Source organism: Cytobacillus sp. FSL K6-0129 (genome assembly GCF_038007625.1).
GTDB lineage: Bacteria > Bacillota > Bacilli > Bacillales > Cytobacillaceae > Cytobacillus > Cytobacillus kochii.
Genome location: NZ_JBBOXM010000001.1, coordinates 1,010,139 through 1,034,049, shown reverse-complemented (window position 1 = coordinate 1,034,049; position 23,911 = coordinate 1,010,139). Strand labels below are relative to the sequence as shown.

At 36.5% G+C, this 23,911-nt stretch carries 26 protein-coding genes and 2 other annotated features; of the genes, 19 read left to right on the top strand and 7 right to left on the bottom strand.

Translation table 11 applies throughout. From position 1 onward, the window contains the following. The first annotated feature begins 3 nt into the window (after positions 1-3). Positions 4-1,197, top strand: a complete 1,194-nt coding sequence (locus MHI57_RS04935) for a thiolase family protein (RefSeq protein WP_095372976.1) — start codon at positions 4-6, stop codon at positions 1,195-1,197. A gap of 15 nt (positions 1,198-1,212) precedes the next feature. Next, on the top strand, positions 1,213-1,989 hold the full coding sequence (locus MHI57_RS04930; RefSeq protein ID WP_095372977.1) for an enoyl-CoA hydratase/isomerase family protein: 777 nt from the start codon (positions 1,213-1,215) through the stop codon (positions 1,987-1,989). A gap of 73 nt (positions 1,990-2,062) precedes the next feature. Here the strand turns inward: MHI57_RS04930 and guaC are convergent, their stop codons facing one another. After that, complete coding sequence (gene guaC, locus MHI57_RS04925; RefSeq protein WP_307313397.1) at positions 2,063-3,046, bottom strand: GMP reductase; 984 nt, start codon at positions 3,044-3,046, stop codon at positions 2,063-2,065. Positions 3,047-3,384: 338 nt separating this feature from the next. Between guaC and MHI57_RS04920 the strand changes: the two genes are divergently transcribed. Together MHI57_RS04920 and MHI57_RS04915 are read left to right on the top strand one after the other, a co-directional pair. After that, positions 3,385-5,370: an acetoacetate--CoA ligase gene (locus MHI57_RS04920; protein ID WP_340975270.1), complete on the top strand. Its 1,986-nt coding sequence runs from the start codon at positions 3,385-3,387 to the stop codon at positions 5,368-5,370. A 99-nt stretch (positions 5,371-5,469) separates the two neighbouring features. Next, the gene (locus tag MHI57_RS04915; protein ID WP_224938462.1) at positions 5,470-5,862 is read left to right on the top strand and encodes an acyl-CoA thioesterase; all 393 of its coding nucleotides are present in this window, start codon (positions 5,470-5,472) and stop codon (positions 5,860-5,862) included. 8 nt (positions 5,863-5,870) lie between these two features. Here the strand turns inward: MHI57_RS04915 and MHI57_RS04910 are convergent, their stop codons facing one another. After that, positions 5,871-6,083, bottom strand: a complete 213-nt coding sequence (locus MHI57_RS04910) for a hypothetical protein (protein WP_095372981.1) — start codon at positions 6,081-6,083, stop codon at positions 5,871-5,873. A 535-nt stretch (positions 6,084-6,618) separates the two neighbouring features. Here MHI57_RS04910 and MHI57_RS04905 point away from each other — a divergent pair. Both MHI57_RS04905 and MHI57_RS25030 read left to right on the top strand, forming a co-directional pair. Continuing rightward, positions 6,619-8,454, top strand: a complete 1,836-nt coding sequence (locus MHI57_RS04905) for a PTS fructose transporter subunit IIABC (protein ID WP_307313400.1) — start codon at positions 6,619-6,621, stop codon at positions 8,452-8,454. 127 nt (positions 8,455-8,581) lie between these two features. After that, the gene (locus MHI57_RS25030) at positions 8,582-8,665 is read left to right on the top strand and encodes a putative holin-like toxin (RefSeq protein ID WP_224938507.1); all 84 of its coding nucleotides are present in this window, start codon (positions 8,582-8,584) and stop codon (positions 8,663-8,665) included. A 188-nt stretch (positions 8,666-8,853) separates the two neighbouring features. On the opposite strand, the gene MHI57_RS04900 is transcribed toward MHI57_RS25030, so the two are convergent. Further along, positions 8,854-10,101 carry an MFS transporter gene (locus MHI57_RS04900; protein WP_095372983.1) on the bottom strand — a complete coding sequence of 416 codons (1,248 nt, stop codon included), beginning with the start codon at positions 10,099-10,101 and terminating at the stop codon, positions 8,854-8,856. 154 nt (positions 10,102-10,255) lie between these two features. Between MHI57_RS04900 and MHI57_RS04895 the strand changes: the two genes are divergently transcribed. From MHI57_RS04895 to MHI57_RS04845, 11 genes are all read left to right on the top strand, one after another. Next, positions 10,256-10,909, top strand: a complete 654-nt coding sequence (locus MHI57_RS04895; RefSeq protein ID WP_340975268.1) for an MOSC domain-containing protein — start codon at positions 10,256-10,258, stop codon at positions 10,907-10,909. 32 nt (positions 10,910-10,941) lie between these two features. After that, positions 10,942-11,188, top strand: a binding site (T-box leader). Positions 11,189-11,225: 37 nt separating this feature from the next. After that, positions 11,226-11,480: a binding site (T-box leader), on the top strand. Between the two features lie 82 nt (positions 11,481-11,562). Then, on the top strand, positions 11,563-12,948 hold the full coding sequence (gene trpE, locus MHI57_RS04890) for an anthranilate synthase component I (RefSeq protein ID WP_307313405.1): 1,386 nt from the start codon (positions 11,563-11,565) through the stop codon (positions 12,946-12,948). After that, positions 12,945-13,559: an anthranilate synthase component II gene (locus tag MHI57_RS04885; RefSeq protein WP_095372985.1), complete on the top strand. Its 615-nt coding sequence runs from the start codon at positions 12,945-12,947 to the stop codon at positions 13,557-13,559. The genes trpE and MHI57_RS04885 overlap by 4 nt, the downstream gene beginning before the upstream one ends. Continuing rightward, the gene (gene trpD / locus MHI57_RS04880) at positions 13,528-14,553 is read left to right on the top strand and encodes an anthranilate phosphoribosyltransferase (protein ID WP_095372986.1); all 1,026 of its coding nucleotides are present in this window, start codon (positions 13,528-13,530) and stop codon (positions 14,551-14,553) included. The genes MHI57_RS04885 and trpD overlap by 32 nt, the downstream gene beginning before the upstream one ends. Before the next feature lie 4 nt (positions 14,554-14,557). After that, positions 14,558-15,340, top strand: a complete 783-nt coding sequence (trpC, locus tag MHI57_RS04875) for an indole-3-glycerol phosphate synthase TrpC (RefSeq protein ID WP_095372987.1) — start codon at positions 14,558-14,560, stop codon at positions 15,338-15,340. Continuing rightward, a complete protein-coding gene (locus MHI57_RS04870) occupies positions 15,337-15,945 on the top strand; it encodes a phosphoribosylanthranilate isomerase (RefSeq protein WP_224938454.1) in 609 nt (202 codons plus the stop codon). Before trpC ends, MHI57_RS04870 begins: the two co-directional genes overlap by 4 nt. A 14-nt stretch (positions 15,946-15,959) precedes the next feature. Continuing rightward, positions 15,960-17,162 (top strand): tryptophan synthase subunit beta, encoded by a 1,203-nt coding sequence (gene trpB / locus MHI57_RS04865; protein ID WP_340975267.1) that lies wholly within the window; start codon positions 15,960-15,962, stop codon positions 17,160-17,162. Continuing rightward, entirely contained in the window at positions 17,159-17,938 is a 780-nt protein-coding gene (trpA, locus tag MHI57_RS04860; protein WP_340975266.1) for a tryptophan synthase subunit alpha, read from the top strand. Before trpB ends, trpA begins: the two co-directional genes overlap by 4 nt. Before the next feature lie 133 nt (positions 17,939-18,071). After that, the gene (cdaS, locus tag MHI57_RS04855) at positions 18,072-18,671 is read left to right on the top strand and encodes a sporulation-specific diadenylate cyclase CdaS (RefSeq protein ID WP_340975265.1); all 600 of its coding nucleotides are present in this window, start codon (positions 18,072-18,074) and stop codon (positions 18,669-18,671) included. Between the two features lie 71 nt (positions 18,672-18,742). Then, the gene (locus MHI57_RS04850; protein WP_307313416.1) at positions 18,743-20,344 is read left to right on the top strand and encodes a catalase; all 1,602 of its coding nucleotides are present in this window, start codon (positions 18,743-18,745) and stop codon (positions 20,342-20,344) included. Between the two features lie 199 nt (positions 20,345-20,543). Next, complete coding sequence (locus tag MHI57_RS04845; protein WP_307313419.1) at positions 20,544-21,203, top strand: SOS response-associated peptidase; 660 nt, start codon at positions 20,544-20,546, stop codon at positions 21,201-21,203. A gap of 38 nt (positions 21,204-21,241) precedes the next feature. On the opposite strand, the gene MHI57_RS04840 is transcribed toward MHI57_RS04845, so the two are convergent. The 4 genes from MHI57_RS04840 to MHI57_RS04825 form a co-directional block, all read right to left on the bottom strand. Then, on the bottom strand, positions 21,242-21,523 hold the full coding sequence (locus MHI57_RS04840) for an iron-sulfur cluster biosynthesis family protein (protein ID WP_157733957.1): 282 nt from the start codon (positions 21,521-21,523) through the stop codon (positions 21,242-21,244). Positions 21,524-21,528: 5 nt separating this feature from the next. Further along, positions 21,529-21,723 (bottom strand): hypothetical protein, encoded by a 195-nt coding sequence (locus MHI57_RS04835; protein WP_157733958.1) that lies wholly within the window; start codon positions 21,721-21,723, stop codon positions 21,529-21,531. A 279-nt stretch (positions 21,724-22,002) separates the two neighbouring features. After that, positions 22,003-22,140, bottom strand: a complete 138-nt coding sequence (locus MHI57_RS04830) for a hypothetical protein (protein WP_180316959.1) — start codon at positions 22,138-22,140, stop codon at positions 22,003-22,005. Positions 22,141-22,166: 26 nt separating this feature from the next. Further along, positions 22,167-22,313, bottom strand: a complete 147-nt coding sequence (locus MHI57_RS04825; protein WP_224938446.1) for a Fur-regulated basic protein FbpA — start codon at positions 22,311-22,313, stop codon at positions 22,167-22,169. Between the two features lie 182 nt (positions 22,314-22,495). Between MHI57_RS04825 and MHI57_RS04820 the strand changes: the two genes are divergently transcribed. Next, on the top strand, positions 22,496-22,834 hold the full coding sequence (locus MHI57_RS04820) for a MerR family transcriptional regulator (RefSeq protein ID WP_095372996.1): 339 nt from the start codon (positions 22,496-22,498) through the stop codon (positions 22,832-22,834). Between the two features lie 312 nt (positions 22,835-23,146). Further along, complete coding sequence (locus MHI57_RS04815) at positions 23,147-23,905, top strand: threonine/serine exporter family protein (protein ID WP_322909485.1); 759 nt, start codon at positions 23,147-23,149, stop codon at positions 23,903-23,905. Positions 23,906-23,911: the final 6 nt, after the last annotated feature.

The following is a 23,911-nucleotide window of genomic DNA, read 5'->3' as shown; positions in this document are numbered from 1 at the left end:
AAAATGGACCTAAACAAAATCGTCATTGTAGATGGCGTAAGAACAGCGATTGGAAGGTATGGAGGAACATTACGTAATATATCTTCTAGCTACTTAGCATCCGATGTTATATCTGGCTTACTTAAACGTGTCAATGTGAGCCCATCGACTATTGAAGAAGTCGTATTAGGAGAAGTGAGACAATCTTCGCAATCATCCAACGTGGCAAGAGTAGCTGCTTTAAGAGCGGGCATTCCTGAAACTTCCCCCGCTTTTACTGTGAATCGATTATGTGCATCAGGGATGCAAGCCATCGCTTCAGGTATGCAACAAATCTATTCCAAACAGGCAAATGTTGTTATCGCAGGTGGTACGGAAAGTATGAGTAATTCCCCCATTTTTATTAGAGGCTCACGCTTTGGAGGTGACCAAACAATACTAGTGGATGCCAATAAAGAGAATGGTCAACAACCGCAAGAAATTTATGGCGCTCATTTAGGGATGGGGATGACAGCAGAAAATGTTGCCGAGCGATACAATATTGCTAGGGAAGATCAAGACCAGTTTGCATATGAAAGTCAGCAAAAGTATAAAAGGGCGCAAGAAATGAACGCATTTCAACAAGAAATCATCCCAGTAACAATACAAAACAAAAGAGAACAAATCACTTTCGCTCAGGACGAACATCCAAGACCGGAGACAAAACGAGAAAAGCTTGCCAGCTTAAAGCCGGTATTTAAAGAAGGTGGTAGCGTAACTGCAGGAAATGCGTGTGGAAGAAATGATGGCGCCTCAGCACTCTTGCTTATGACAGCACAAGAAGCTGATAAAAGGGGATTATCAGCAAGAGCAATGATTCATGATTGGACATCTGTCGGTGTTTCACCTGAAGTCATGGGGATTGGACCTGTACCGGCAATACGGAAGTTATTGGCAAGAACAAAGCTTAGTATCGCAGACATAGATTTATTTGAAATAAATGAAGCGTTCGCTTCTCAAGCCATTGCAGTACAAAGAGAGTTGATGCTACCACCTGAACGAATAAATATTAATGGCGGAGCAATTGCTCTCGGACATCCACTTGGATCAACCGGATCTAGAATTGTCGTTACTTTAATGCATGCACTAGCAAAAAAGAAGGGAAGATTTGGCATTGCCTCTCTCTGTGTCGGTGGCGGCCAAGGAATGGCTATGTTGATTGAAAACCTTCAAAAATAAGAAGGAGGAAATCTGATGTATGAAAACATTATTGTAAAAAAAGAAGGTCAACTTGCCTATATATATATTAATCTACCAGAAGTAAGAAATAGATTAAGTAAAGAAACGCTTAGTGAGATAAGGGATGCTCTTGTAGAAATTAAACATGATGGAGTGTCCCAGCTTGTTGTATTTACAGGAGAAGGAGACAAGGCATTTGCAGCAGGTGCAGACATTACCCAACTAAATGAGAAGGAAATGTTAGATGTTTTTGCAACAGGTAGTATGCAAGAAATTTATGATGAAATTGAAGCTTATGACATGCCGACAATTGCCATGATTAATGGTCTTGCTCTTGGTGGAGGATGTGAACTGGCATTAGCATGTGATATACGAGTGATGGCGGATCATGCCAAGATTGGTTTGCCAGAATTAAATTTGTCAATTATCCCAGGTGCAGGTGGTACGCAAAGGCTATCGCGAATTGTTGGAAAAGGAAAGGCGTTAGAAATGATTCTATTAGGAAAATTTCTTTCTGCTGAGGAAGCAATGACACATGGCTTAGTAACAGAAGTTGTCCCATTGCAATTTTTGAAGGATAAAGTAGATGAGATAGCAGAGCAAATTTTAGCTAAAGGTCCATTAGCGGTTAAGCTCGCTAAAATGGCTGTACAATATGGTGCAGAAACCGATCAAAAAACAGGACAAATAATTGAGAAATTAGCACAAGCAGTTTTATTTGCAACAGCGGATAAAAAGGAAGGAACAAAGGCCTTTATGGAGAAAAGAAAACCTGTTTTCACTTCAAAATAAACGCACTCATCCTGCCGGGGGTCAAATCCCTGGCAGGATGAAATAAATGATTTTCTTGGCTTAATCGGGTTGTTTAATAAACTTTATCACCATTAAAGATTGAGTTTTTTACTACTACATAATCTACATTGCGGATACTCTCAAGCCTATTTCCACCAGCATAAGAAATAGAAGATTGTAAATCTTGTTCCATTTCTTTTAATGTATCCACAAGAGAACCTTTATGCTCGACGTACATTTTTTTGCCTTCAACATTTTTACGTTCGCCTTTTTGGAATTCAGAGGCTGAACCGAAATATTCTTTGTAGAGCTTACCATCTTTTTCAATTGTTTCACCAGGTGATTCTTCATGACCAGCAAACAATGAACCGATCATGACCATTGATGCGCCAAAACGGATAGACTTTGCAATATCGCCATGTGTTCTAATCCCACCATCAGCAATAATAGGTTTGCTTGCTGCTTTTGCGCACCAACGAAGTGCAGCTAATTGCCAGCCACCTGTACCAAAACCAGTTTTTATCTTTGTGATACAAACTTTTCCTGGCCCAATGCCTACTTTTGTTGCGTCTGCACCGGCATTCTCTAATTCGCGGACAGCTTCAGGTGTACCTACATTACCAGCAATAACAAAAGCATCAGGCAAATGTAATTTAATATGTTGAATCATTTGAATGACTGCATTGGAATGCCCGTGAGCAATATCGATTGTAATATAATCAGGTACAATTTTTTCATAAGCTAATTCTTCAATAAAACCATATTCTTCTTCTTTTACACCAACACTAATAGAAGCAATGAGTTCACGTGCATGCATATCCTTAATAAAGTTTTTACGCGTCTCAGGTTGGAAGCGGTGCATGACATAAAAATAACCGTTTTCAGCAAGATAAGTAGCAATTTTTTCATCGATAATTGTTTGCATATTTGCAGGGACAACTGGGAGTTTGAATTTATGTTTTCCGAGCGTTACAGCTGTATCACACTCAGAACGACTAGTCACAATACATTTAGCAGGAATTAATTGAATGTCTTCATAATCAAATACGTTTTCCATAGCTAGCACCTCAAAATACGAATATTATATTGGGTTAACATATTAATTGTTCGCCCATTACGTAATTTACATCATTTTATCCAACTTGTCAAAGGTTATCTCTAGAAAAAAGCTAAATGTTAGAATTTATTAAAATTTTAGAAGTCAAGGGAAGAGACAGGAAGATAAACAAATAGAATTATTTTTAATAATAATAATAGTAGTAGCCACTTATACTAGGAGAATATATATTAAATAGTATGATAATAACGATTTTTTGATAATATATATAAAATGGAAAATCATTTCATCTCAGATTCTCGTCCATTTTACAAAAGAGAATGAAGGTGGCGAAGGAAATGGAAGCGGTTTCAAAAGGTCAACTTTTATGGCAACCGAGCGAAAGGGAGATAGAGAAAGCAGGGGTAACAAAATTTCTTCATTGGATCAGAAACGAAAAGAAGCTCGAATTAAATGATGTCCATCATTTGTGGAAATGGTCAGTTGATGAATTAGAATTATTCTGGGGATATGTATGGGAATATTGTCAAATCATTTCATATACGCCATACTCACATGTTTTACAATCTCGAAAAATGCCAGGAACTAGTTGGTTTGAAGGCTCCTCATTGAATTATGCTGAGCATGTGTTCAGAAATGATAGAGGTGATGAAACAGCACTTATTTTCCGATCAGAAATGGAAGATATAAAGGAAATTTCCTGGAAAGAATTAAGGGGAAAAACGGCTTCACTAGCAGGTTATTTAAAAGAGATAGGTGTAAAAAAAGGAGATCGTATCGTTGGTTATATGCCTAATATTCCTGAGACGATTATTGCTTTTTTAGCATGTGCGAGTATTGGAGCAGTATGGTCTTGTTGTTCACCTGATTTCGGTATGGAAAGTGTGGTGGAACGGTTCAAACAGATTGAGCCGAATGTACTCATTGCAGTGGACGGTTATGTATATAATGGCAAAACATCAGACCGAGTTGATCAAGTGGCTCACTTACAGAATGCACTACCAACTTTGAAGCGAACCGTGTTGTTTAAGAGCATAAATAGTGATTATAAACGGTTAAATCCACAGAAAACGATCGACTGGCAAGAAGTAATGAAAAGAAAGAGTGAACTTGTTTTCGAACCAGTGCCTTTTAATCATCCTTTATGGATTTTATTTTCATCTGGAACGACAGGACTGCCTAAACCAATTGTACACAGTCAAGGAGGCATTGTACTTGAACATTTAAAAGTATTAGTCATTGAAGAAGGGGTTACAAACGAAGATGTATTTTTTTGGTTTACGACAACGGGTTGGATGATGTGGAATTTACTTGTTGGTGCCCTTTTAACAGGTGGAAAGATTGTTTTATATGATGGTAGCCCAATGTACCCAAAACCCGATGTTTTATGGGAATTAGCCGAAAAAACAAAAGTAAGTTTCTTTGGCACGAGTGCTGCTTTTATACAGGCAAGTTTAAAATTAGGAATTAAACCGAAAGAAAAGTATACATTCCCCCATTTAAAAGCCATTTGTTCCACAGGATCTCCCCTAAGCATAGACGGTTTTAAATGGGTATATAACGAGGTTAAACAGGATGTATGGTTAGCCTCCGTAAGTGGAGGTACAGATGTATGCACAGCTTTTATTGGAGGGTCCCCCGTTTTGCCCGTTCGTGCTGGAGAAATTCAAACAAAGGCTTTAGGTGTAAACGCTCAAGCTTTTAATGACGATGGAAAGCTCGTACTTAATGAGGTAGGGGAATTAGTGATTCTTAATCCAATGCCATCGATGCCAATTTATTTTTGGAATGATGAAGGTGACAAGCGTTACAAAGAAAGTTATTTTAGTACTTTTCCGGGAATTTGGCGTCATGGAGATTGGATTCAGTTTGATGATAAAGGGAGATCCATTATCTTTGGCAGGTCAGACTCAACCATTAATAAACAAGGCGTTCGCATATGTACTAGTGAAATTTATCGAGCAGTCGAAAGTATAGAGATTGTAAGCGATAGCTTAGTAGTTGATTTAGAAGCACTAGAAGAAGATTCATATATGGCTTTATTTGTAGTGTTAAAGCAAGATCAACTACTCGAAGATGGACTCATTTCACATATTAAAGATGTCATACGACAACAAGTTTCACCACGGTTTGTTCCAAATGAAATTATTGCTGTGGAGCAGGTGCCGAGAACGTTGACCGGTAAGAAGATGGAAGTACCGATTAAAAGGATATTATTAGGTCATCAGCCAGAAAAAGTGATTAATGTTGGTTCAATGGCTAATCCAGAAATACTTAAAACGTATATTGAGTTTGCTCATAAAAGAAGGGCAATCAATCATTAGGTTTTCAATTGGTGAAAGGAATGGATAGTACTTTTCTTTCACCATTTTTATCAATATTGTTCAGAGGAAATAGCATACAAAAAGGAGGACTGGCTTAAATTGAAAAAAATTAAAACAAGTATTGTTGTTCGTGAGAGTGATATAGATGAACTTGGTCATATGAACTATTTGAAATATTTCAACTACTTCGAATGTGGTATTGATGACTGGTTTTTAGCGCTTGGTCTAACGAATCAATATTTACAATCAAGACATATCGGTTGCGTTGTAAAGAAAGTGGAAAGTGAGTATATAAAAGAGGCATTAGTGGGAGAACTGTTAGAGATTACGACAACATTAAAGAGAGTTGGTCATACGAGTTTTGTCATTTCTCAACAAATGGCAACTAGAGATCAAAAAATCATAGCAACAAGTGAAAAAGTTTTTGTTATGTTCCATTTGCAAACAAGAAAAGCAATTCCAGTAATCAAAACGATTACCTCTGCCTGTTAGTGAATTATTTATGTGTCACTTTGTTTTTCAAGTTCTAACTCAAAATCACATAAAGCGGTTACTGCAAAACTAACGAGCATAATAATCCATAGCTCTGCACCATTGAGGGTTTGTGATTGATAACATTCTGTTAATAAAAAAGTAATTCCACCAATTGATAATACAGTGAAAATACTTCCTGCAATATAAAAGATGACTGTTTCACTAGATGGCTTTGCCATGATCCATACTCCTCTAAATTTTAATCACTTCGTTATAATTGAATCAAAACAATAGTAATATATTGCATTTTTCATATTGTAACATGTAACCGGACTATATGGAGTTATTTTATTTACCTATTTTAAAAATAATGATTTCTTTAATTAATGATACAATGGTCACAGAATAGTCATAAAAATAGTAAGAAATGCATACGTAAACATCTATAGTTATACAGGAACTTTAGATATACTGGAAGTATCATTTTATTTCCAATCGTTGGGTGATGATATAGTCAATAGGAAAAAGATAAATAGAAAAAAGCCGTTTCTTATCAAGAAACGGAAAATGAGACTATGGATGAGGATAATCTTGCAAAATACAATATATAGTGATTAGTGAAGTTGAATTTAACTATATATTGTTATTTTGATTCTAGCATACATGAACAATTTCAGCAATTATCATTTGCTAGAAAAAATGATTGATTTTCTTATTATTTTTTGTATGATTGAAAGATAAAAAGACTTTTTGTTAGTGGAAAGGAGAGAGGTATTGAATATTACTGATTTATTAAGTGAAGAATCAATTCTTCTCTCACTTGAGGAAGTGACAAAAGTAGAAGCGATTACTGCGTTAGTCGATACGCTATACAATGATGGTGGTATAAAGGAAAAAGGGCTTTTCCTTGCTGATGTGCTTAAACGAGAAGCGCAAAGTACTACAGGTATAGGCAACGGCGTTGCGATTCCCCATGCGAAATCTAGGGCAGTCACACAAGTTGGTATTGCTTTAGCAAGGAGTCATGGAGGGATAGAGTTTAACTCTTTAGATGGTGAAAAAGCCCATCTTATCTTCCTTATTGCTGTTCCGGAAAACGCCGATGAGCTTCATTTGGATATATTAGCTAAGTTATCAACCATTTTAATGAACAAAGAAACTCATTTCAAACTAATGACGGCAGAGTCAAAGAGTGATTTACTCTCGATTATTAGTGAATTGGATAAAGATGATACTAGAAATGAAACTTATGAAACGAATGAAGAGACTCCATTTATTTTAGCAGTTACAGGTTGTCCAACAGGGATTGCTCATACTTATATGGCGGCTCATTCCTTAGAGTCAGCTGCCGCCACTTTGCATATTCCTCTAAAAGTCGAAACAAATGGCGCTGCTGGGGTTAAGCAACATATTACAAAAGCTGAAATAGAAAAAGCAACTGCCATTATTATTGCAGCCGATACAAAAGTAGAGTTGGAGCGATTTAGTGGCAAACATATGGTGCAAGCCTCTGTTGCAGATGGTATGAGTAAACCTTTTCAGTTATTAGAAAAAGCTGTTTCACAAGATTGTGACATATATGACCATAATCATGTAAATAAAAATAGTAAAACTTGGTCAAGAGAGCTTTATCAACATGTGATGAATGGGTTATCTAATATGCTCCCCCTTGCCATTGCAGCTGGATTTTTATTGTCATTAACGATTTTTAGTTCAGATTTCCGTCATCAATTTTGGGAGATTCTCTCTTTTTTCGGTGATCAAACAATTATTGTTTTATTAATGCCTATATTTGCTGGCTATATTGGTAAAAGCATTAGTGATCGCCCAGGATTTGCGCCAGGAGCAATTGGTGGTTTATTCGCTGCAATGAATGGTTCAGGCTTGATTGGTGGGATATGTGCAGGTTTAATCGGTGGGTTCATTATTAATCGTTTAAAGAAATGGACGAATTATTTACCATCCTCTATCACAGCGATGTCGAACATTATCATTTATCCTGTCATCGGCATTTTGATGACTTTATTGGCGATGTTTGTATTATTACAACCATTAACCTGGTTAACACAATCCATTACAACATTATTCCAAACGATGACGACACCTTTGTCTATCTTGATTGGTGCGATGTTCGGACTATTAATGGCCATTGACCTAGGTGGTCCTATTAATAAAATGACTTATTTGGTTGGTATTGGATTTATGTTAAATGGTGTATACGAACCATTAGCTGCTATTATGGTTGGTGGAATGGTTCCCCCACTTGCCATTGCTTTTGCGACGAGTATTTTTTATTGGAAGTTCTCTAAAAATGAACGTTTATATTATCGTACAAATTATGTAAAAGGGTTTTTGTTTATGACTGAAGGAGCGATCCCTTTTGTCGAGCGGAATAAGAAGGCGTATATACCACCAATTCTCCTTGGTTCTGCAACTGCGGGTGCGTTGTCGATGGCAACACATACAGGGATTGCGATTCCTCATGGAGGAGTATTAGTTACACCTTTTGTGTTCGGTTCTTCTCTTTCCTTTTTGTTGGCCATTGCGGTAGGTAGTCTTTTTGCTGCACTGTTGCTAGGAACCATCAAAAGAAAACCTAATGTAGAATAGGTGGATAGGCTCAATTTTCAAAAACAGAACATGCGTTCTTATATTTTTGTGAAAATATGTTATAATGGAAGAGCGATAGTGTTCACAAGGGTGGTCGGCTAACCCCGTAGAAAGGGGGTGAGGCCTTTTGACAGTATTTGAATCTCTAATGTTGATGATTTCATTTACAACACTGATTATGGCGGTCTTAGCTTTTAATCATAAAAAATAGACCCCCCTTGAGCCTTTAAACTTTTAGGGTGAGGTCTACGTCAAACTTATTTGGCCGTCCCCTTTTAGGACGAACCTATTGCAGATGGCCACAGGTGCTGCAACACTTGTGGTCATTTTTATACGAAATATATAATAAAATCATATCATATGAGTGTTCAGTTGTCACGGGTTTATCTTCTGTGTTCCTTATGATTTCGGCTTAATTGCTAAGAAGGTTGCTAATGCAGCTATCAGTAAAATAAGACTAAAGATATAGAACATCCAATTTTCTGCATGCTTTAACAATAATGCCGTAATAGGTGGTCCTGCTGCGACACCAATAAAACGCATAGAGCTATAAATAGAAGATATCGTCCCTCTTTGCTCTTTTTCAATGCCTTCAGTAATCATTGCATCCAAACAGGGCAACGCCGCTCCGATACCAATTCCGCATAACAGAAACAGCATAATCATAAACCAGAGCTGGTCATTTAAGCTTAGTAATGCTACAGAGATCATTGCTCCTAAACAACTGACAAATATCATCCACTTCATCAATATTTTGTTTTGCTTAATTAACTTTCCTGTAATATAGGAAGATGCACAGAGTGAACATAAAGGTAATGCCAGGAGCAGACCTTTTTTTATATTTTTTATATGATAGCTTTTCTCTAATAAATCGGATAAATAAAATAATATCCCGAATAGAACAAGCATGAGGATTGCACCAATAAGAAAAATGGCATATAACCATTTTCCTTTTTGTGTAAATATGTCTTTTATATGCTGAAAAAACTCCTTAAAAGGAATAGGTTCTTCTCGCTTATTGGGTGTTTTTACGAGAAAAAGCATTAAGATAATCGAACATAAACAAAAAACAGGAATTGAAAAGAAAGGTAAAAACCAAATTACTCCGGCAAGCAAAGCTCCTAAAATGGGACTTAATACTTTTCCGAAAGTATTGGAGGTCTCGATTAAACCTAACGAACTACTTACATCATCATCATTTTTAAACATATCACCAACTAATGGCATGACTATTGGTTGAGCTCCGGCAGCTCCTACCCCTTGAAGGGCTCTTCCAATCAAGATGACCGTATAGGGATTTTCCAACTTCCATGCAGCCCAACCAGAAACAATTCCACCAATTCCTGCAATCAACAGACTAGGGATAATGACTTTTTTTCTTCCAATATGGTCAGAAAGATAACCGGCAATCGGGATGAGAAAGATGGCGACAATGGAATATATTGTGATAATCATACTTACTTGGAAAGAATTAATTGATAGTTTTTTTTCCATAACTGGTAAGACAGGTATGAGCATAGAATTTCCAAGGGTCATGACAAGTGGAATGGAAGAAATAGATAAAATAGCCCATTTTTGGTTATTCTTTTTATTTTGTTTTTTATTTTTACTCGTCTTTTTTTGTATGGCTTGTTCAATATGGTCCATGGTTAACTCACTTTCAATTGTTTTTACCCTCACAAACACTATTTATTAATATAAACGAAATGAACAGAAAGTATGGCTACAATTTTGTTTTTTCCTAACTAGTAAAAATTAGTAATAAAAGCTAAAATGAAAGGTAGATAAAGGGGGCAGGAAATTGAGAATTGTATCTTTAAGTAAAGGTAAACCTAGAGATTATCAATGGAAAGAAAAGCATGAAACATCTGCTATCGGTAAAACACCTGTAAAAGAACTCTTTTTAAAAAAAGATGCGATTGAAGGCGACGGAGTAGCTAATACAGATTTTCATGGTGGGATTGACAGAGCATTATGTCTTTATCCGTACGAACATTATGAAAAATGGCAAAAGGCATTTAGCCGTACTTTTATGCTTCCTTCTTTTGGTGAAAATATTAGTACAACAAATATGACTGAGAAGGAAATATATATTGGTGATGTGTTTGCAATTGGTGAAACGATTGTTGAAGTGACACAAGGGAGAGTTCCTTGTTCAACCATCTCAAAATTTAATGGTGAAGATCAATTATTAAAAAAGGTTTTTCAGACGAATCATACAGGTTATTTTTTCCGTGTGTTAAAAGAGGGAACGATTAACCTTCAGTCAGAAATTCAATTAGTCGAAAGAAAGCAATCGGAACTGTCTGTATGGGATGCGACTGATATTATACTACATAAACTAAAAGATATTGTAGCAATGGAAAAATTGTTGAATGTATCTGGGTTATCGCAAGAGTGGACAGAAATATTAGAAAAAAGATTAAAAATTAAACGAAAACCTATTGACAATTAAAAGAATCAGGCATATCATATGTAACAAATAAGACGTAAGCAATGACGAAGAGTAGTATCTTATATATGCTCATTTTAGAGAGCTGATGGTTGGTGGGAATCAGTGGGTGATATAAGTGAATGGACTTCCGAGCTTCCAGACCGAACCTTTTATAACTAGTAGGCTCTGGCGAATGTCTCATCGTTAAAAGAGATAAATACGAATTTGTTATTCGTATTTGTTAAGTGAGTTGTAATTTACAGCTAATAAAGGTGGCACCACGGGTCTCTCGTCCTTTTTAATAAGGAGAGAGGCCCTTTTTCGTTTAATTTCATAAAACAAATCGTTGATCAAGAGTAGTATATTTATCGTTAATCACATAAGAGAGCTGGTGTTGGTGGGAATCCGGTGTGATCGATAAATGGAATGGACTTGTGAGAGGTACCCTGAAAAATGTAAGTAAGGGGCACGGGATTCCGCCGTTAAAAGGATAGAGTATCGATTTTGACATCTGTACTTGAAAAAGAGAATGTCCCCATGGACATTCTGAACTTGAGGTGGCACCACGCATCTATATAGATACGTCCTCTATACCTAAAGCTATTGAGCGTTTATGGTATAGGGGATTTTTTGCGTTTAAATTCGATTTATTATTGATAAGGAGAAGTGAGAACATGAATCAGACTTTAGAAACCCTGGTTATTTTAGAAGTCAATGATGGTGATTTATTAACACCAATTGCCATTTATCAAAAGCTTTCAGGTAAAAAGAAATTTTTGTTTGAAAGCTCTTTAAAACATGAAGACGCTGGTAGATTTTCTTTTATCGGCTGCAATCCCGTTTTAGAAGTGCAAGGAAGTGCAAGATCTACGATTATACTCTCAGAAAATGAAAGAGAAGAAGTAAAAAATAAACCGTTAGAAGTAGTCAAAGAGCAAATGAAAAAAATTGGCATTCACAATTCTCAACAATTCCCGTTTATCGGTGGTGCCGTGGGGTTTGCTGGTTATGATGTTATTAGACAATATGAAGAAATAGGAATTGAAATACAGGATGATTTGCAAATTCCCGAAGTACATTTCATGTTCTTTGAAGAAGTGATTGTTTTTGACCATCTAAAGCAAAAATTATTTTTAGTAGGAGTACCAATCGTATCAAATAAAAGGCAACTAGAAGAAAAATTAAGTAAGCGTAAGGCAGAGCTATTTTCTATGGAGCAAAAAACGGGTGAAAAAGCGCGAATCAGTCAATATAGACCACTAATGAGCGAAGATGCATTTATCTCAAAAGTAGAAAAAGCAAAAGAATATATAAAGGCGGGAGATATTTTTCAAGTAGTATTATCCCAGCGGTTACAAGCAGAAATAAGTGGAGATCCTTTTGATTTTTATAGAAAACTCAGAATTGATAACCCTTCTCCATATATGTATTACTTGGACTTTGGTGATTACAAAGTAGCGGGGGCTTCGCCAGAGAGTTTAGTAAAGGTGAATCAGCACAAAGTAATGACCAATCCAATTGCCGGCACAAGGCCTAGAGGGAGAAACAATTTAGAAGATGATTTGTTAGCAAAAGAGCTCAAGCAAGATGAAAAAGAGGTGGCAGAGCATCGAATGCTTCTTGATCTTGGGAGAAATGATTTAGGTAGAGTATGTGAATTTGGGACGATTAGCATTCGGAAATATATGAATATTGAAAAATATAAACATGTGATGCATCTTGTTTCTGAAGTAGAGGGGCAGTTAAAGAATGAATGTACAAATATTGATGCACTTATTTCTTGCCTGCCAGCTGGTACAGTATCAGGTGCACCAAAAATAAGAGCGATGGAAATTATCAATGAATTAGAGGAAACAAAAAGAGGTATCTATTCCGGAGCCATTGGTTATTTATCCACAAACGGTAATATGGATTTTGCTCTTGCTATTCGAACGATGGTAGCAAAGGATGGGAACGCATATATTCAGGCTGGTGCAGGAATTGTTTATGATTCGATTCCTAAAAAAGAATATGAAGAAACGATTCATAAATTAAAGGCATTTCTGGAGGCAAACAAATGATTTTATTAATTGATAATTATGATTCATTTACTTATAACTTGTATCAATATTTAGGAGAACTAGGGCAAACGGTCGTAGTGAAACGAAATAACCAAATAACTGTCGAAGAAATTCGTTTATTAGATCCGACTCATATCATTTTGTCACCTGGCCCTGGGCGCCCAGAGAATGCAGGTATATGTGTGGAATTAATTCAACAATTACATCAAGAATATCCCATTTTAGGTGTTTGTTTAGGTCATCAAGCAATTGGATATGCATTCGGAGGTGAAATCACTGAAGCGAAGAAAATTATGCATGGAAAAACCTCAAACATGATGCATACAGGTGGGGGGGTATTTCAATATATGAGTCAACCGCTGGTAGTGATGAGGTATCACTCATTAGTCATCAAATCAGGTAGCCTTCCAGGGTACTTCAACATTTCAGCACGTTCACTAGAGGACGGCGAAATAATGGCTATTAAGCATGAAGCATTTGATTTATATGGATTTCAATTTCACCCTGAATCGATTGGTACATTACAAGGCCAAAAGATGTTGAGACATTTTATTGAAAACACTAAAAGGAGAGAGAATGATGAAAGAAATTCTGCTGCAATTAACCAATAGCATTTCATTAACAGAAGAAGAAATGATAGAAGCTGTACAATATCTGTTTTCGCCAGATATTACGGATAGTGAAATTGCTGCCTTTCTTGTTAGCTTAAAAGCAAAAGGAGAGACGGTTAATGAAATCGCAACATTTGTAAAAGCATTAAGAGCTCATGCGTTAACCTTTGATACATCTATTCCTCATTTAATGGATAATTGTGGTACTGGAGGAGATGGTTCAAAAAGCTTTAATATTAGTACTACTTCTGCTTTTGTTATAGCTGCAAGCGGTATTCCTGTAGCGAAGCATGGAAATAGGAGCGTATCAAGTAAAACGGGCAGTGCAGATGTCTTGGAACATTTAGGGATTCGTCTTGATTTATCACCACGACAAATTGAAGGAATATTAGAAAAGATTGGCATCGCATTTTTATTTGCACCTAATGTTCATCCGCAAATCAAGAGGATTATGAAAGTAAGACAAGATTTAAGAATTCCGACAACATTCAATCTATTAGGTCCGCTAATTAATCCAATGAATTTAGAAAATCAATTATTAGGCATTTATAAAAGAGATGCTGTTGAAATGTTTGCTGAAGTCCTTCAAAAGCTAGGGCGAAAAAGAGCGGTCGTTATCAATGGAGCAGGGTATATGGACGAAGCTTCTTTACAAGGTGAAAACTATTTAGCTATTTTAAAAGACGGAAACATTCAAACCACTATGCTTCATCCTGAAGAAGTGGGTTTACATGTGTATGCGAATGAAAAAATTCGTGGTGGTTATGCAAAAGAAAATGCAGCAATTTTACTTCGGGTCTTAGAAGGAGAAAAAGGGGCGTATCGAGAAACCGTTGCGCTTAATGCTGGGATAGGTATTTTTGTTGGTGGAAGAACTGAATCAATTAAGGAAGGCGTGCAACTTGCTTTAGAAATCATTGATTCAGGCGCAGCAATGGAAAAGTTAGAGCAACTAAAAACATTAAGTGTTCAATCTACAGAAAAGGTGATATAGACTCATGACAATCTTAGATCGTATCATTTCAGAAAAAAGACGAACTTTATCAAATTTAGCCTATTCCGGAAATAGTCGAAGGAACGGAACTACACGCTCTTTATTAAAACAATTAGAAAAAAATAAACCTGTGATTATCGCTGAATTTAAACGAGCATCTCCTTCTAAAGGAATCATAAATAATCTATTACAACCTGACGAGCAAGCCTGTTTATATGAGCGCTTTGGTGCTGATGCGATGTCTGTTCTGACCGATACCCCATTTTTTAAAGGAAATTTTACAGATTTAACAACTGTTTTTGATGCGGTATCGCTACCTTTATTATGTAAAGACTTTATTATCGATGAAAGGCAAATCGTTTATGCCAAAAATCATGGGGCAACAGTTATTTTATTGATTGTTGCAGCATTAACGAAAGATCAGTTAAAACAACTCTTTCATTTTGCAATCAATGAGGGTCTTGAGGTTTTGGTCGAAGTACACAATAAAGCTGAAGCAGAAAGGGCAATAGAATTAGGAGCTGAAATCATTGGTGTGAATAATCGTGATCTTCATACATTTGGTGTGGATTTGCAGGTAACGGAATCACTCGCTCCACTTATAAAAGAATCAGGAGCGTTCTTAATTAGTGAGAGTGGTTTAAAAACAGGGGAAGATGTAGCAAGAGTAATTAATGCTGGAGCAGACGGTATTTTAGTCGGGGAAGCATTGATGAAATCTGAAAACTTAGAATTATTGATGAGACAAATGAAAAAGACGCAAAATTTGGCTGGTGGATCGAAATGAAAGTGAAAATTTGTGGAATTGTTAGTGAGGAAATTGCACAGCAAGCAATAGTCTATGGGGCTGATGCCCTCGGATTTGTTTTTGCTGTAAGTAAACGTAGAATTTCTACCGAGAAGGCGAAAAAGATTATTAAAGGTTTGCCTATAAATGTATGGAAGGTCGGAGTCTTTGTTGATGAGCCAATAGAATCGCTTCTTCTTATAGCAAAAGAAGTAGGCTTAACACATGTGCAATTACACGGTGATGAATCGAAAACCTATTGCACAGAAATCAAATCCCAAGGTTTTGAGGTAATTAAAGCGATACAAATGAAAAGCGAAAAAGATATCGACCTTATCTATGAATACGATGATGATTACATTCTTGTTGATAGTCCAAGAGGTAAATACCATGGCGGTAATGGAACGAGCTTTGATTGGACATTGCTGCAAGAAATGCAAAGAAAACACCCGAAATTGATCCTCGCTGGCGGTTTAACAGCAGAAAATGTTAAAGTCGCCATTTCACAATGTGCTCCCTTTATGGTTGATGTAAGTTCAGGTGTTGAAATAGATGGAAAAAAAAGTCCGAGTAAAATTAGAAGATTTATAGAAGCAACAAATTAAGAGGAGGAATAAAAATGACAACAACTACCCTACCAGATGAAAAAGGACATTTTGGCACGTATGGAGGAAGATATGTACCAGAAACTCTTATGCAGGCCATCCTAGAATTAGAAAAAGAATATGAAAAAGCAAAAGTCGATCCTGCATTTCAAAATGAGCTAAATAATTTATTAAGAGATTATGTTGGAAGAGAAACACCACTCTATTACGCGAAAAATTTGACAAAATACGCTGGGGGTGGAAAAATCTATCTCAAGCGCGAAGATTTAAATCATACTGGTGCCCATAAAATAAATAACTCTCTTGGGCAAGCATTATTGACTAAAAGAATGGGAAAATCAAAGGTTGTTGCAGAAACAGGGGCTGGTCAGCATGGTGTAGCAACTGCGACGGCTTGTGCGCTTCTTAATTTAGAATGTGTGATTTTTATGGGAGAAGAAGATATATTGCGTCAGCAATTGAATGTATTTCGGATGGAAATACTCGGTGCAAAGGTCATCAGTGTAAAGTCTGGAAGTGCAACTTTAAAAGATGCAGTTAATGAAGCATTAAGATATTGGGTGTCAAATGTAGAAGATACGCATTATATACTGGGCTCTGCTATGGGACCACATCCCTTCCCTAAAATTGTTAGAGATTTTCAAAGTGTGATTGGCCAGGAAACGAAAAAACAATTTATCGAAAAAGAAGCTAAACTTCCAGAAGCGATAGTGGCATGTATCGGCGGAGGGAGTAATGCAATTGGGATGTTTTATCCGTTTTTAGAAGATCGTGAAGTAAAACTTTATGGCGTAGAGGCTGCTGGCTTAGGACTTCATAGTGAAAAGCATGCAGCATCATTAGCGAAAGGCAAACCTGGTATTCTTCACGGAGCCTATATGTATCTCCTCCAAAATCAAGATGGTCAAATTCAAGAAGCCCATTCAATATCAGCAGGTCTAGATTATCCAGGGATCGGGCCTGAACATTGCTATTTACATGATATTGAACGAGTGAAATATGATGCCATTACCGATGATGAAGCACTGGAAGCGTTACAGGTGCTCTCGAAAACTGAAGGAATTATTCCGGCATTAGAAAGTGCCCATGCAATTAGTTATGCGATAAAACTTGCAAAAGAAATGGAGCCAACAGAACATATCGTTGTTTGTCTTTCGGGTAGAGGAGATAAGGATATGGAGGCTGTTAGATCGAAAATAGGGGGAGTAAAAGCATGAACCGCATCGAAAAAGTGTTCCAAACAATGAAAAAAGAAGGAAAAAAAGCATTTGTACCTTATGTAATGGCTGGGGACGGTGGCTTACCATCTTTGAAAGAAAAGTTAGTGTTTTTACAAGAAGCAGGAGCAACTGCCATTGAGATAGGTATCCCATTTTCTGATCCAGTAGCTGATGGTCCCGTTATTCAAGAGGCTGGTATTAGAGCTTTAAATACGGGTGTAACATTAAAAGAAATTGTTGATTGTATTAGAGAAATACGACCAATTATCCATATTCCATTGATCTTTATGACGTATATGAACCCATTATTATCTTATGGGCTGGAGCGGTTCTCGAGAGATATTCAAACATCCGGTATCGATGGATTAATCATTCCTGATTTACCTATTGAAGAAGAAGAGATTATCACTTCTTACTTAGAAGAAGTTAAGATCGAATTGATTCGTTTAGTGACATTACAAAGTCCAATCGAAAGAATTGAGGAAATAACCAAGCGAGGTAAAGGTTTCGTCTACGCTGTTACCGTAAATGGCATTACTGGTACGAGAGCACAATTTGCTTCTCTGCTCTCAAGTCATTTAGAGAAAATAAAAAGTATAAGTCCACTACCCGTCTTAGCTGGATTTGGAATCTCCACACCAGAACATGTAGAAGAAATTCTTCAGTATTGTGATGGTGTCATTGTCGGATCAAAAATTATAGAGCTAATGGAAGCTGATAATTATGAACAGATCCAAGCTTTGATTAACGCAACCAAGCTACCTATTGCTTGAAAAATGGAGTACGAAAAAGAGCCGATTGGCTCTTTTTTTTACCTAAAACTAACAACAGAAAAAGAACATAATTAACGACTGATAAATTAAAATATGATATAGAGAAAAAATATCCCCGCGAAAGGAGAAAAAAATGCAATATGGTTTAGAAGACTACCAGAGCACACTTGAACAATATATAAAGGATATCGAGGCTCAGCTTTCTCACTTATCAAATATTAATATTGGCGTTGATTGTTGCATTTTAACCGAGTTTGAACAGCTCCAACAAATCGTGTCTGATGCCCATAATCTAACTGCGACTTATTACTTGCAGCATTATTTATCACCGTTTACAAACCATTTTTCTAGCATATCATTAGCGGGGCAAACACTATCGAACAAAGCTCACGGTGGCTTAATCATTATCGAGCGCGAAGTGGATGTTACGCCTTTTATCCATAATGGCATTCAAATCGATGCAAGGGTGAGTCAAGCTTTAATAGAAACGATTTTTTATCCAGGTGGTCCTGTACATGATGGAGGAACATTAATTCGTGGTGATATAATCATTTCAGCTGGAAATATTCTTCCTTTAACCAATATGGAAGTAGATGGGCGCGTTCTAGGTACACGACATCGGGCGGCCCTTGGTTTATCGGAACTTACAGATGCGGTTATCTTAGTTGTATCAGAAGAGTCTGGCCGTATTTCTTTTGCTTATAAAGGAGAGTTGTTTGTTGTTCGTCCATAAATTTATACATAGAAAATGTCTAACTTGCACATATTACTCAAGGAAAGATATGTAAAAGGAGGCTTTTTTCTATGAATAATGATCATAATGGTGAAAATGAAAAATTCGAACAAGAAGAAACCTTGACTAACCGCCAAGGACATCCGGTTACTAATAATCAAAACATACGAACAGTAAGTAACAGAGGACCAGCGACACTAGAAAATTATGATTTTATTGAAAAAATTAGTCACTTCGACCGTGAGCGTATTCCAGAAAGGGTCGTGCATGCAAGAGGTGCTGGCGCTCATGGTTATTTTGAAGCGACAGGCATGGCAGGTGACGAACCAGTATCTAAATATACAAGGGCAAAACTTTTCCAAGAAAAAGGAAAGAAGACACCCGTGTTTGTTCGTTTTTCATCTGTTATCCATGGTGGTCACTCACCGGAAACACTTCGAGATCCGAGAGGGTTTGCAACAAAATTTTATACAGAAGATGGGAATTGGGACTTAGTAGGTAATAATTTAAAAGTATTTTTTATTCGGGATGCGATGAAGTTTCCTGACATGGTGCATGCATTTAAACCAGACCCATTAACCAATATTCAGGATGCAGAGAGGTTTTTTGATTTTTGTGCTAATTCACCTGAAAGTTTCCATATGGTCACATTTCTTTATTCACCTTGGGGAATACCGGCAAACTATCGCCAAATGCAAGGCTCGGGTGTGAATACATATAAATGGGTTAACGAAGAAGGGGAAGCGGTACTTGTAAAGTATCATTGGGAACCGAAGCAAGGGATTAAAAATTTAACACAAGAGGAAGCAGAACAGATTCAAGCAAAGAATTTTAATCATGCTACACAAGACTTATATGACGAAATTGAAAAAGAGAATTATCCTGAATGGGATTTTTTCGTTCAAATCATGAGTGATGATGCGCATCCAGAATTAGATTTTGACCCCTTGGATGATACAAAATTATGGCCGGAGGATCAATTTCCATGGCTTCATATTGGTAAGATGGTGTTAAATAAGAATCCTGAAGATTATTTTAATGAGGTCGAACAAGTTGCCTTCGGAACAGGGGTACTCGTTGATGGTCTTGATTTTTCTGATGATAAAATGTTGCAAGGTCGGACATTTTCTTATTCAGATACGCAAAGGTATCGTGTTGGACCTAACTACTTGCAATTACCTATTAATAAGCCGAAAACAAATCAAGCGACAAATCAGCGTGGAGGACAGATGTCTTATTATGTCGATAAAGCACCTGGTCAAAATCCGCATGTTAACTATGAACCTTCTAGTTTAGGTGGTTTAAAAGAATCAGAGCAATCCGGTAAAGAGCATACACCAAAAATCAGTGGTGAGCTCGTTCGAGAATCGATTGATCGTAATGATAATACAAAACAGGCTGGACATACCTTCCGTGAATTTGAGGACTGGGAAAAAGATGAATTGATATCAAACTTAGTGAATGATCTTTCCACATGTGCTAAGGTGTTACAAGATAAAATGATTACATTAGCTGAATCAGCGGATGATGAATATGGCAAGAGGCTAAGGGAAGGTTTAGCGAATGCTCGGAAAGAGGAAGGGATGCATAAAGGTCGTCCACTTGGTGATAAAGATGGCGATGACGCACCCGGACATGCTGAACAGATGGGGCATGATGCAGATCGTTATTAATGAAAGGAGGGCTTGTTGCCCTTCTTTTTATTTTATTGGAATTAAAAAGTAACTATGAGCGTTACTACTCACGTAATTAAGGTCATGAAAAAAGGTTATTAGGGTAGAAAATAGATTTCTTTGGATTGCTCAGGCAGCTATATTTTTACGGTTTTGAATATGAGTGGTATATGCTTTTAATAAGAAAAGGGTTGTCATCATGTGTGGTCGATTTACCTTATCTGAAGAAGTGTTCATTCTACAAAAAACATTTGAGTTTTATTATCATGATGAAGCGGATTTACCCAGGTATAATATTGCACCGGGGCAAAAAATTTTAACTATAGTAGAGGAGCAAGGAGAGAAAATTGGGAGGAAAATGACATGGGGTTTCATACCACCGTGGGCAAAAGCAAAACGTAATAGCACTTCATTAATTAATGCACGTGCAGAAACAGTGGATGAGAAACCTAGCTTTAAGCACTCTTTCCATACAAGGCGCTGTTTAGTCTTAGCTGATGGCTTTTATGAATGGAAGAAAATAGAAGGTGGTAAAAGCCAGCCTTTTCATTTTACATTGCTTGAAAATAAGCCGTTTGCGATGGCGGGAATCTGGAGCGAATATAGACAAGGGGACGAACTTTTTACATCATGTTGTATTTTAACCACAACCGCAAATGAGATCATGTCGTCTGTTCATCATCGTATGCCGGTCATGTTAACAGGTAATGAAGGTGATAAGTGGATGTATAGCAAAGATAAACAACAGCTGAAATCATTATGCAAACCTTTTCAAAGTGAAGAAATGCAAATGGTTAAAGTCTCAGAATTGGTGAATTCTGTGCATAATGATTATCCTGAGCTACTGAATAGTTTATAATCTAAAAAAATTGTTCAAGAGCTCCTTCTTGAACAATTTTAGAATGGTTGTACGAGAGGATGTGGATGGCGTATAAAGAATCCACCATCGTTATAATCAATCATTGTATCCCGTAGATAAGGTAAATCTGTAGGGTGGTATATGACTTGCACTGAATCATGTGTATAGATAGCGTCTTGTGTTGTGATTGTATCGGTTAGTGTAAGATCATATTTTCGTTGGTTACAACAAGGGGTCGTAATTCGAAAGCGAATCATTACGTTGTCTTGACCGCTCCATTCTAAGAGTGCCTGTGTGGCCTCTTTTGTAATTGCAAACAAGTTACTCAACTCCTGTTTTTTTGCGCCCTGAATTTTATTAATTTCTCTTTGAAATGAGACCATCTCTTGATTCGAGTTGTGTTTTCATCATTTTCACGGGTTTGATAAAAAAGTGAACGATGAACTACATAATGTATAACTTCTTCAATGATAATTAATCCTACTAAAATACTTAAGGCAATAGTTAACCAAATTGGCAATTATAACCCTCCTAATAGTGGGAATATATTAATCAGTATGAGGAAAATCTGAGATGACTTTAATATTCATTTTATCATATTTTTCGTACAACATGGTTGTATATAAACAGAATGGCTGGATAAATAAAAAAAGAAACGAGCTCAATCGAAGACTATTACTAGAAATTGAGTTCGTTTCTTTATATATAAATGGTTACGTAAATAGGAATAAAATAATTAATATGTATGTTCCATAATCTCTACATAATTAGTTAGAGAATTTAACAAAATAGCCCGATTTTAACTGTTTTGTACAAGGCGAAGAAGTTTATGAGCATCATCTCCTGTAAGAGCCGCATAATACTCCCATATCTCGTCTCTTAATAAGTCGAGTTCAATAATTTTTTTCGCTAATTGAACTGCTTCTTCATTTTCCATTTGTTAAATCCCCCAATTAATTTTGATTATTTAATTGATAAATGTTTTTTTGATAATCCCTCAAGTTCAGAGAGTGTTAAGCTTTGAAGTTTCTGATCGTGCAAACCGTATTCTTGTAATAACTTAATCAAATAATTTCGTTTCTTTTCTACCGCTTTACGTAAATATTGCATTTTTATCTGCTCCTTTAAATTGATGATGATGTCATTCTAAAACGTTTGTTACAAAAAATCATCTGAATTGTTAGATAATCTAACATGGTTTATTTTATGTTATTTTTTTTAACATAACTAGTGAAATTTTTTAACAATTCTGTATAATAGAAATAAAACCTTAAAAATAGGGTGGTCTGCAGATGGAAAATGAATGGTCATATAAGGAAAGAAAAGTCATTTCAATTGGCGCTGTTAGTGAACTTACTGGATTAAGCGAAAGACAAATTAGATACTATGAAGAACGGAAATTGATATTTCCTTCAAGGTCTGATCGTGGTAATCGCAAATATTCTTTTTCTGATGTAGAAAGGTTAATAGATATTGCAAATAAACGAGAAGAAGGTGTGAGAACAGATGAAATTCGCATGGAATATAAAAAAGAAAAGGTGAAAGAAGATCGCGAAACAAGAAAGAAAATGATACAAGGACAGCTCAATGCGAGATTTATGGGGCAAAATAATGGAAAGAGATTTAATTGATATTTGAAAAGAATAGATGGTGACAGGGTTCTTTTAAACAGGATGACGAAAGTAGTCTCCGTTTTTAAAGCCCTTTTTTTATATCGTAAGTTACAGAATAGGATGTTAATGGTATTCTGTTATATATGATGACATAAATACATATTCTATGAGAAATGAAGGCTGTCCCTCTATATTGCTTTTAGAAGGGATTATTAAAATAATTCTGTATTTCTGCTCAATACTTCCTTATTTTAACGAATTCGTATACGATGGATAAGCGTAATTGTGGACCTTCAGAATAAGGTTTTGACGACATGGAGGGATATTTCTTTGAGTAAAAATAATGAACATGTGTTTGAAGTAATTGAGCTTTGTTTATTAGCGGGTAAAATTATGCTGCAATCCGGAGCAGAGACATATCGAGTGGAAGACACAATGACGAGAATAGCGGAAGCATTAGGTATTCCTAATTCACATAGTTATGTTACTCCTACAGGAATTGTTTTTTCGACTGATGACACCAACCCAGCGAAATTAATCAGAATCTCAGAACGTTCTACAGATCTATATAAGGTGACATTAGTAAATGGTGTATCGAGAAAAGTAAGTAATGGCGAACTGACAAGACAAGAAGCATTTGAAAAGTTAATGGAAATTGAAAAGGCAAATTATACATTTCCAATTTATCAACAGGTACTTGCAGCGGCTATTGCTAGTGCTTGTTTTATGATTATGTTTTTAGGCCAGTGGCATGATTTTTTTCCTGCCTTTATTACTGGTGGTGTTGGTTTCCTTTCTTTTATTTTTTTGCAGAGAGTAGTGCAAATTCGCTTCTTTTCTGAATTTCTTGCTTCTCTAATTATTGGTGTGATCTCGATGCTTTTTGTCAAAATCGGAATAGGCGAACAACTGGATAAAATCATTATTGGCTCGGTCATGCCACTCGTACCTGGATTACTGATTACTAATGCTGTGAGAGATTTGATGGCGGGGCATCTTGTTTCAGGGTTATCCAAGGGCGCAGAAGCGTTTTTAACGGCATTTGCTATAGGTGCTGGGGTGGCCGTTGTCTTTGCAACAATGAGTTAAATGAAA

Bases quoted from the DNA above. Each gene is read 5' to 3' on its own strand.
- trpA (WP_340975266.1), top strand. From the start codon at position 17,159: ATGAACCGCATCGAAAAAGTGTTCCAAACAATGAAAAAAGAAGGAAAA.
- MHI57_RS04820 (WP_095372996.1), top strand. From the start codon at position 22,496: ATGGAAAATGAATGGTCATATAAGGAAAGAAAAGTCATTTCAATTGGC.
- trpD (WP_095372986.1), top strand. From the start codon at position 13,528: ATGAAAGAAATTCTGCTGCAATTAACCAATAGCATTTCATTAACAGAA.
- trpE (WP_307313405.1), top strand. From the start codon at position 11,563: ATGAATCAGACTTTAGAAACCCTGGTTATTTTAGAAGTCAATGATGGT.
- MHI57_RS04910 (WP_095372981.1), bottom strand. From the start codon at position 6,083: ATGGCAAAGCCATCTAGTGAAACAGTCATCTTTTATATTGCAGGAAGT.
- MHI57_RS04930 (WP_095372977.1), top strand. From the start codon at position 1,213: ATGTATGAAAACATTATTGTAAAAAAAGAAGGTCAACTTGCCTATATA.
- guaC (WP_307313397.1), bottom strand. From the start codon at position 3,046: ATGGAAAACGTATTTGATTATGAAGACATTCAATTAATTCCTGCTAAA.
- MHI57_RS04870 (WP_224938454.1), top strand. From the start codon at position 15,337: ATGAAAGTGAAAATTTGTGGAATTGTTAGTGAGGAAATTGCACAGCAA.
- MHI57_RS04935 (WP_095372976.1), top strand. From the start codon at position 4: ATGGACCTAAACAAAATCGTCATTGTAGATGGCGTAAGAACAGCGATT.
- MHI57_RS04825 (WP_224938446.1), bottom strand. From the start codon at position 22,313: ATGCAATATTTACGTAAAGCGGTAGAAAAGAAACGAAATTATTTGATT.
- cdaS (WP_340975265.1), top strand. From the start codon at position 18,072: ATGCAATATGGTTTAGAAGACTACCAGAGCACACTTGAACAATATATA.
- MHI57_RS04845 (WP_307313419.1), top strand. From the start codon at position 20,544: ATGTGTGGTCGATTTACCTTATCTGAAGAAGTGTTCATTCTACAAAAA.
- MHI57_RS04885 (WP_095372985.1), top strand. From the start codon at position 12,945: ATGATTTTATTAATTGATAATTATGATTCATTTACTTATAACTTGTAT.
- trpC (WP_095372987.1), top strand. From the start codon at position 14,558: ATGACAATCTTAGATCGTATCATTTCAGAAAAAAGACGAACTTTATCA.
- trpB (WP_340975267.1), top strand. From the start codon at position 15,960: ATGACAACAACTACCCTACCAGATGAAAAAGGACATTTTGGCACGTAT.
- MHI57_RS04900 (WP_095372983.1), bottom strand. From the start codon at position 10,101: ATGGACCATATTGAACAAGCCATACAAAAAAAGACGAGTAAAAATAAA.
- MHI57_RS04920 (WP_340975270.1), top strand. From the start codon at position 3,385: ATGGAAGCGGTTTCAAAAGGTCAACTTTTATGGCAACCGAGCGAAAGG.
- MHI57_RS04850 (WP_307313416.1), top strand. From the start codon at position 18,743: ATGAATAATGATCATAATGGTGAAAATGAAAAATTCGAACAAGAAGAA.
- MHI57_RS04830 (WP_180316959.1), bottom strand. From the start codon at position 22,140: ATGGAAAATGAAGAAGCAGTTCAATTAGCGAAAAAAATTATTGAACTC.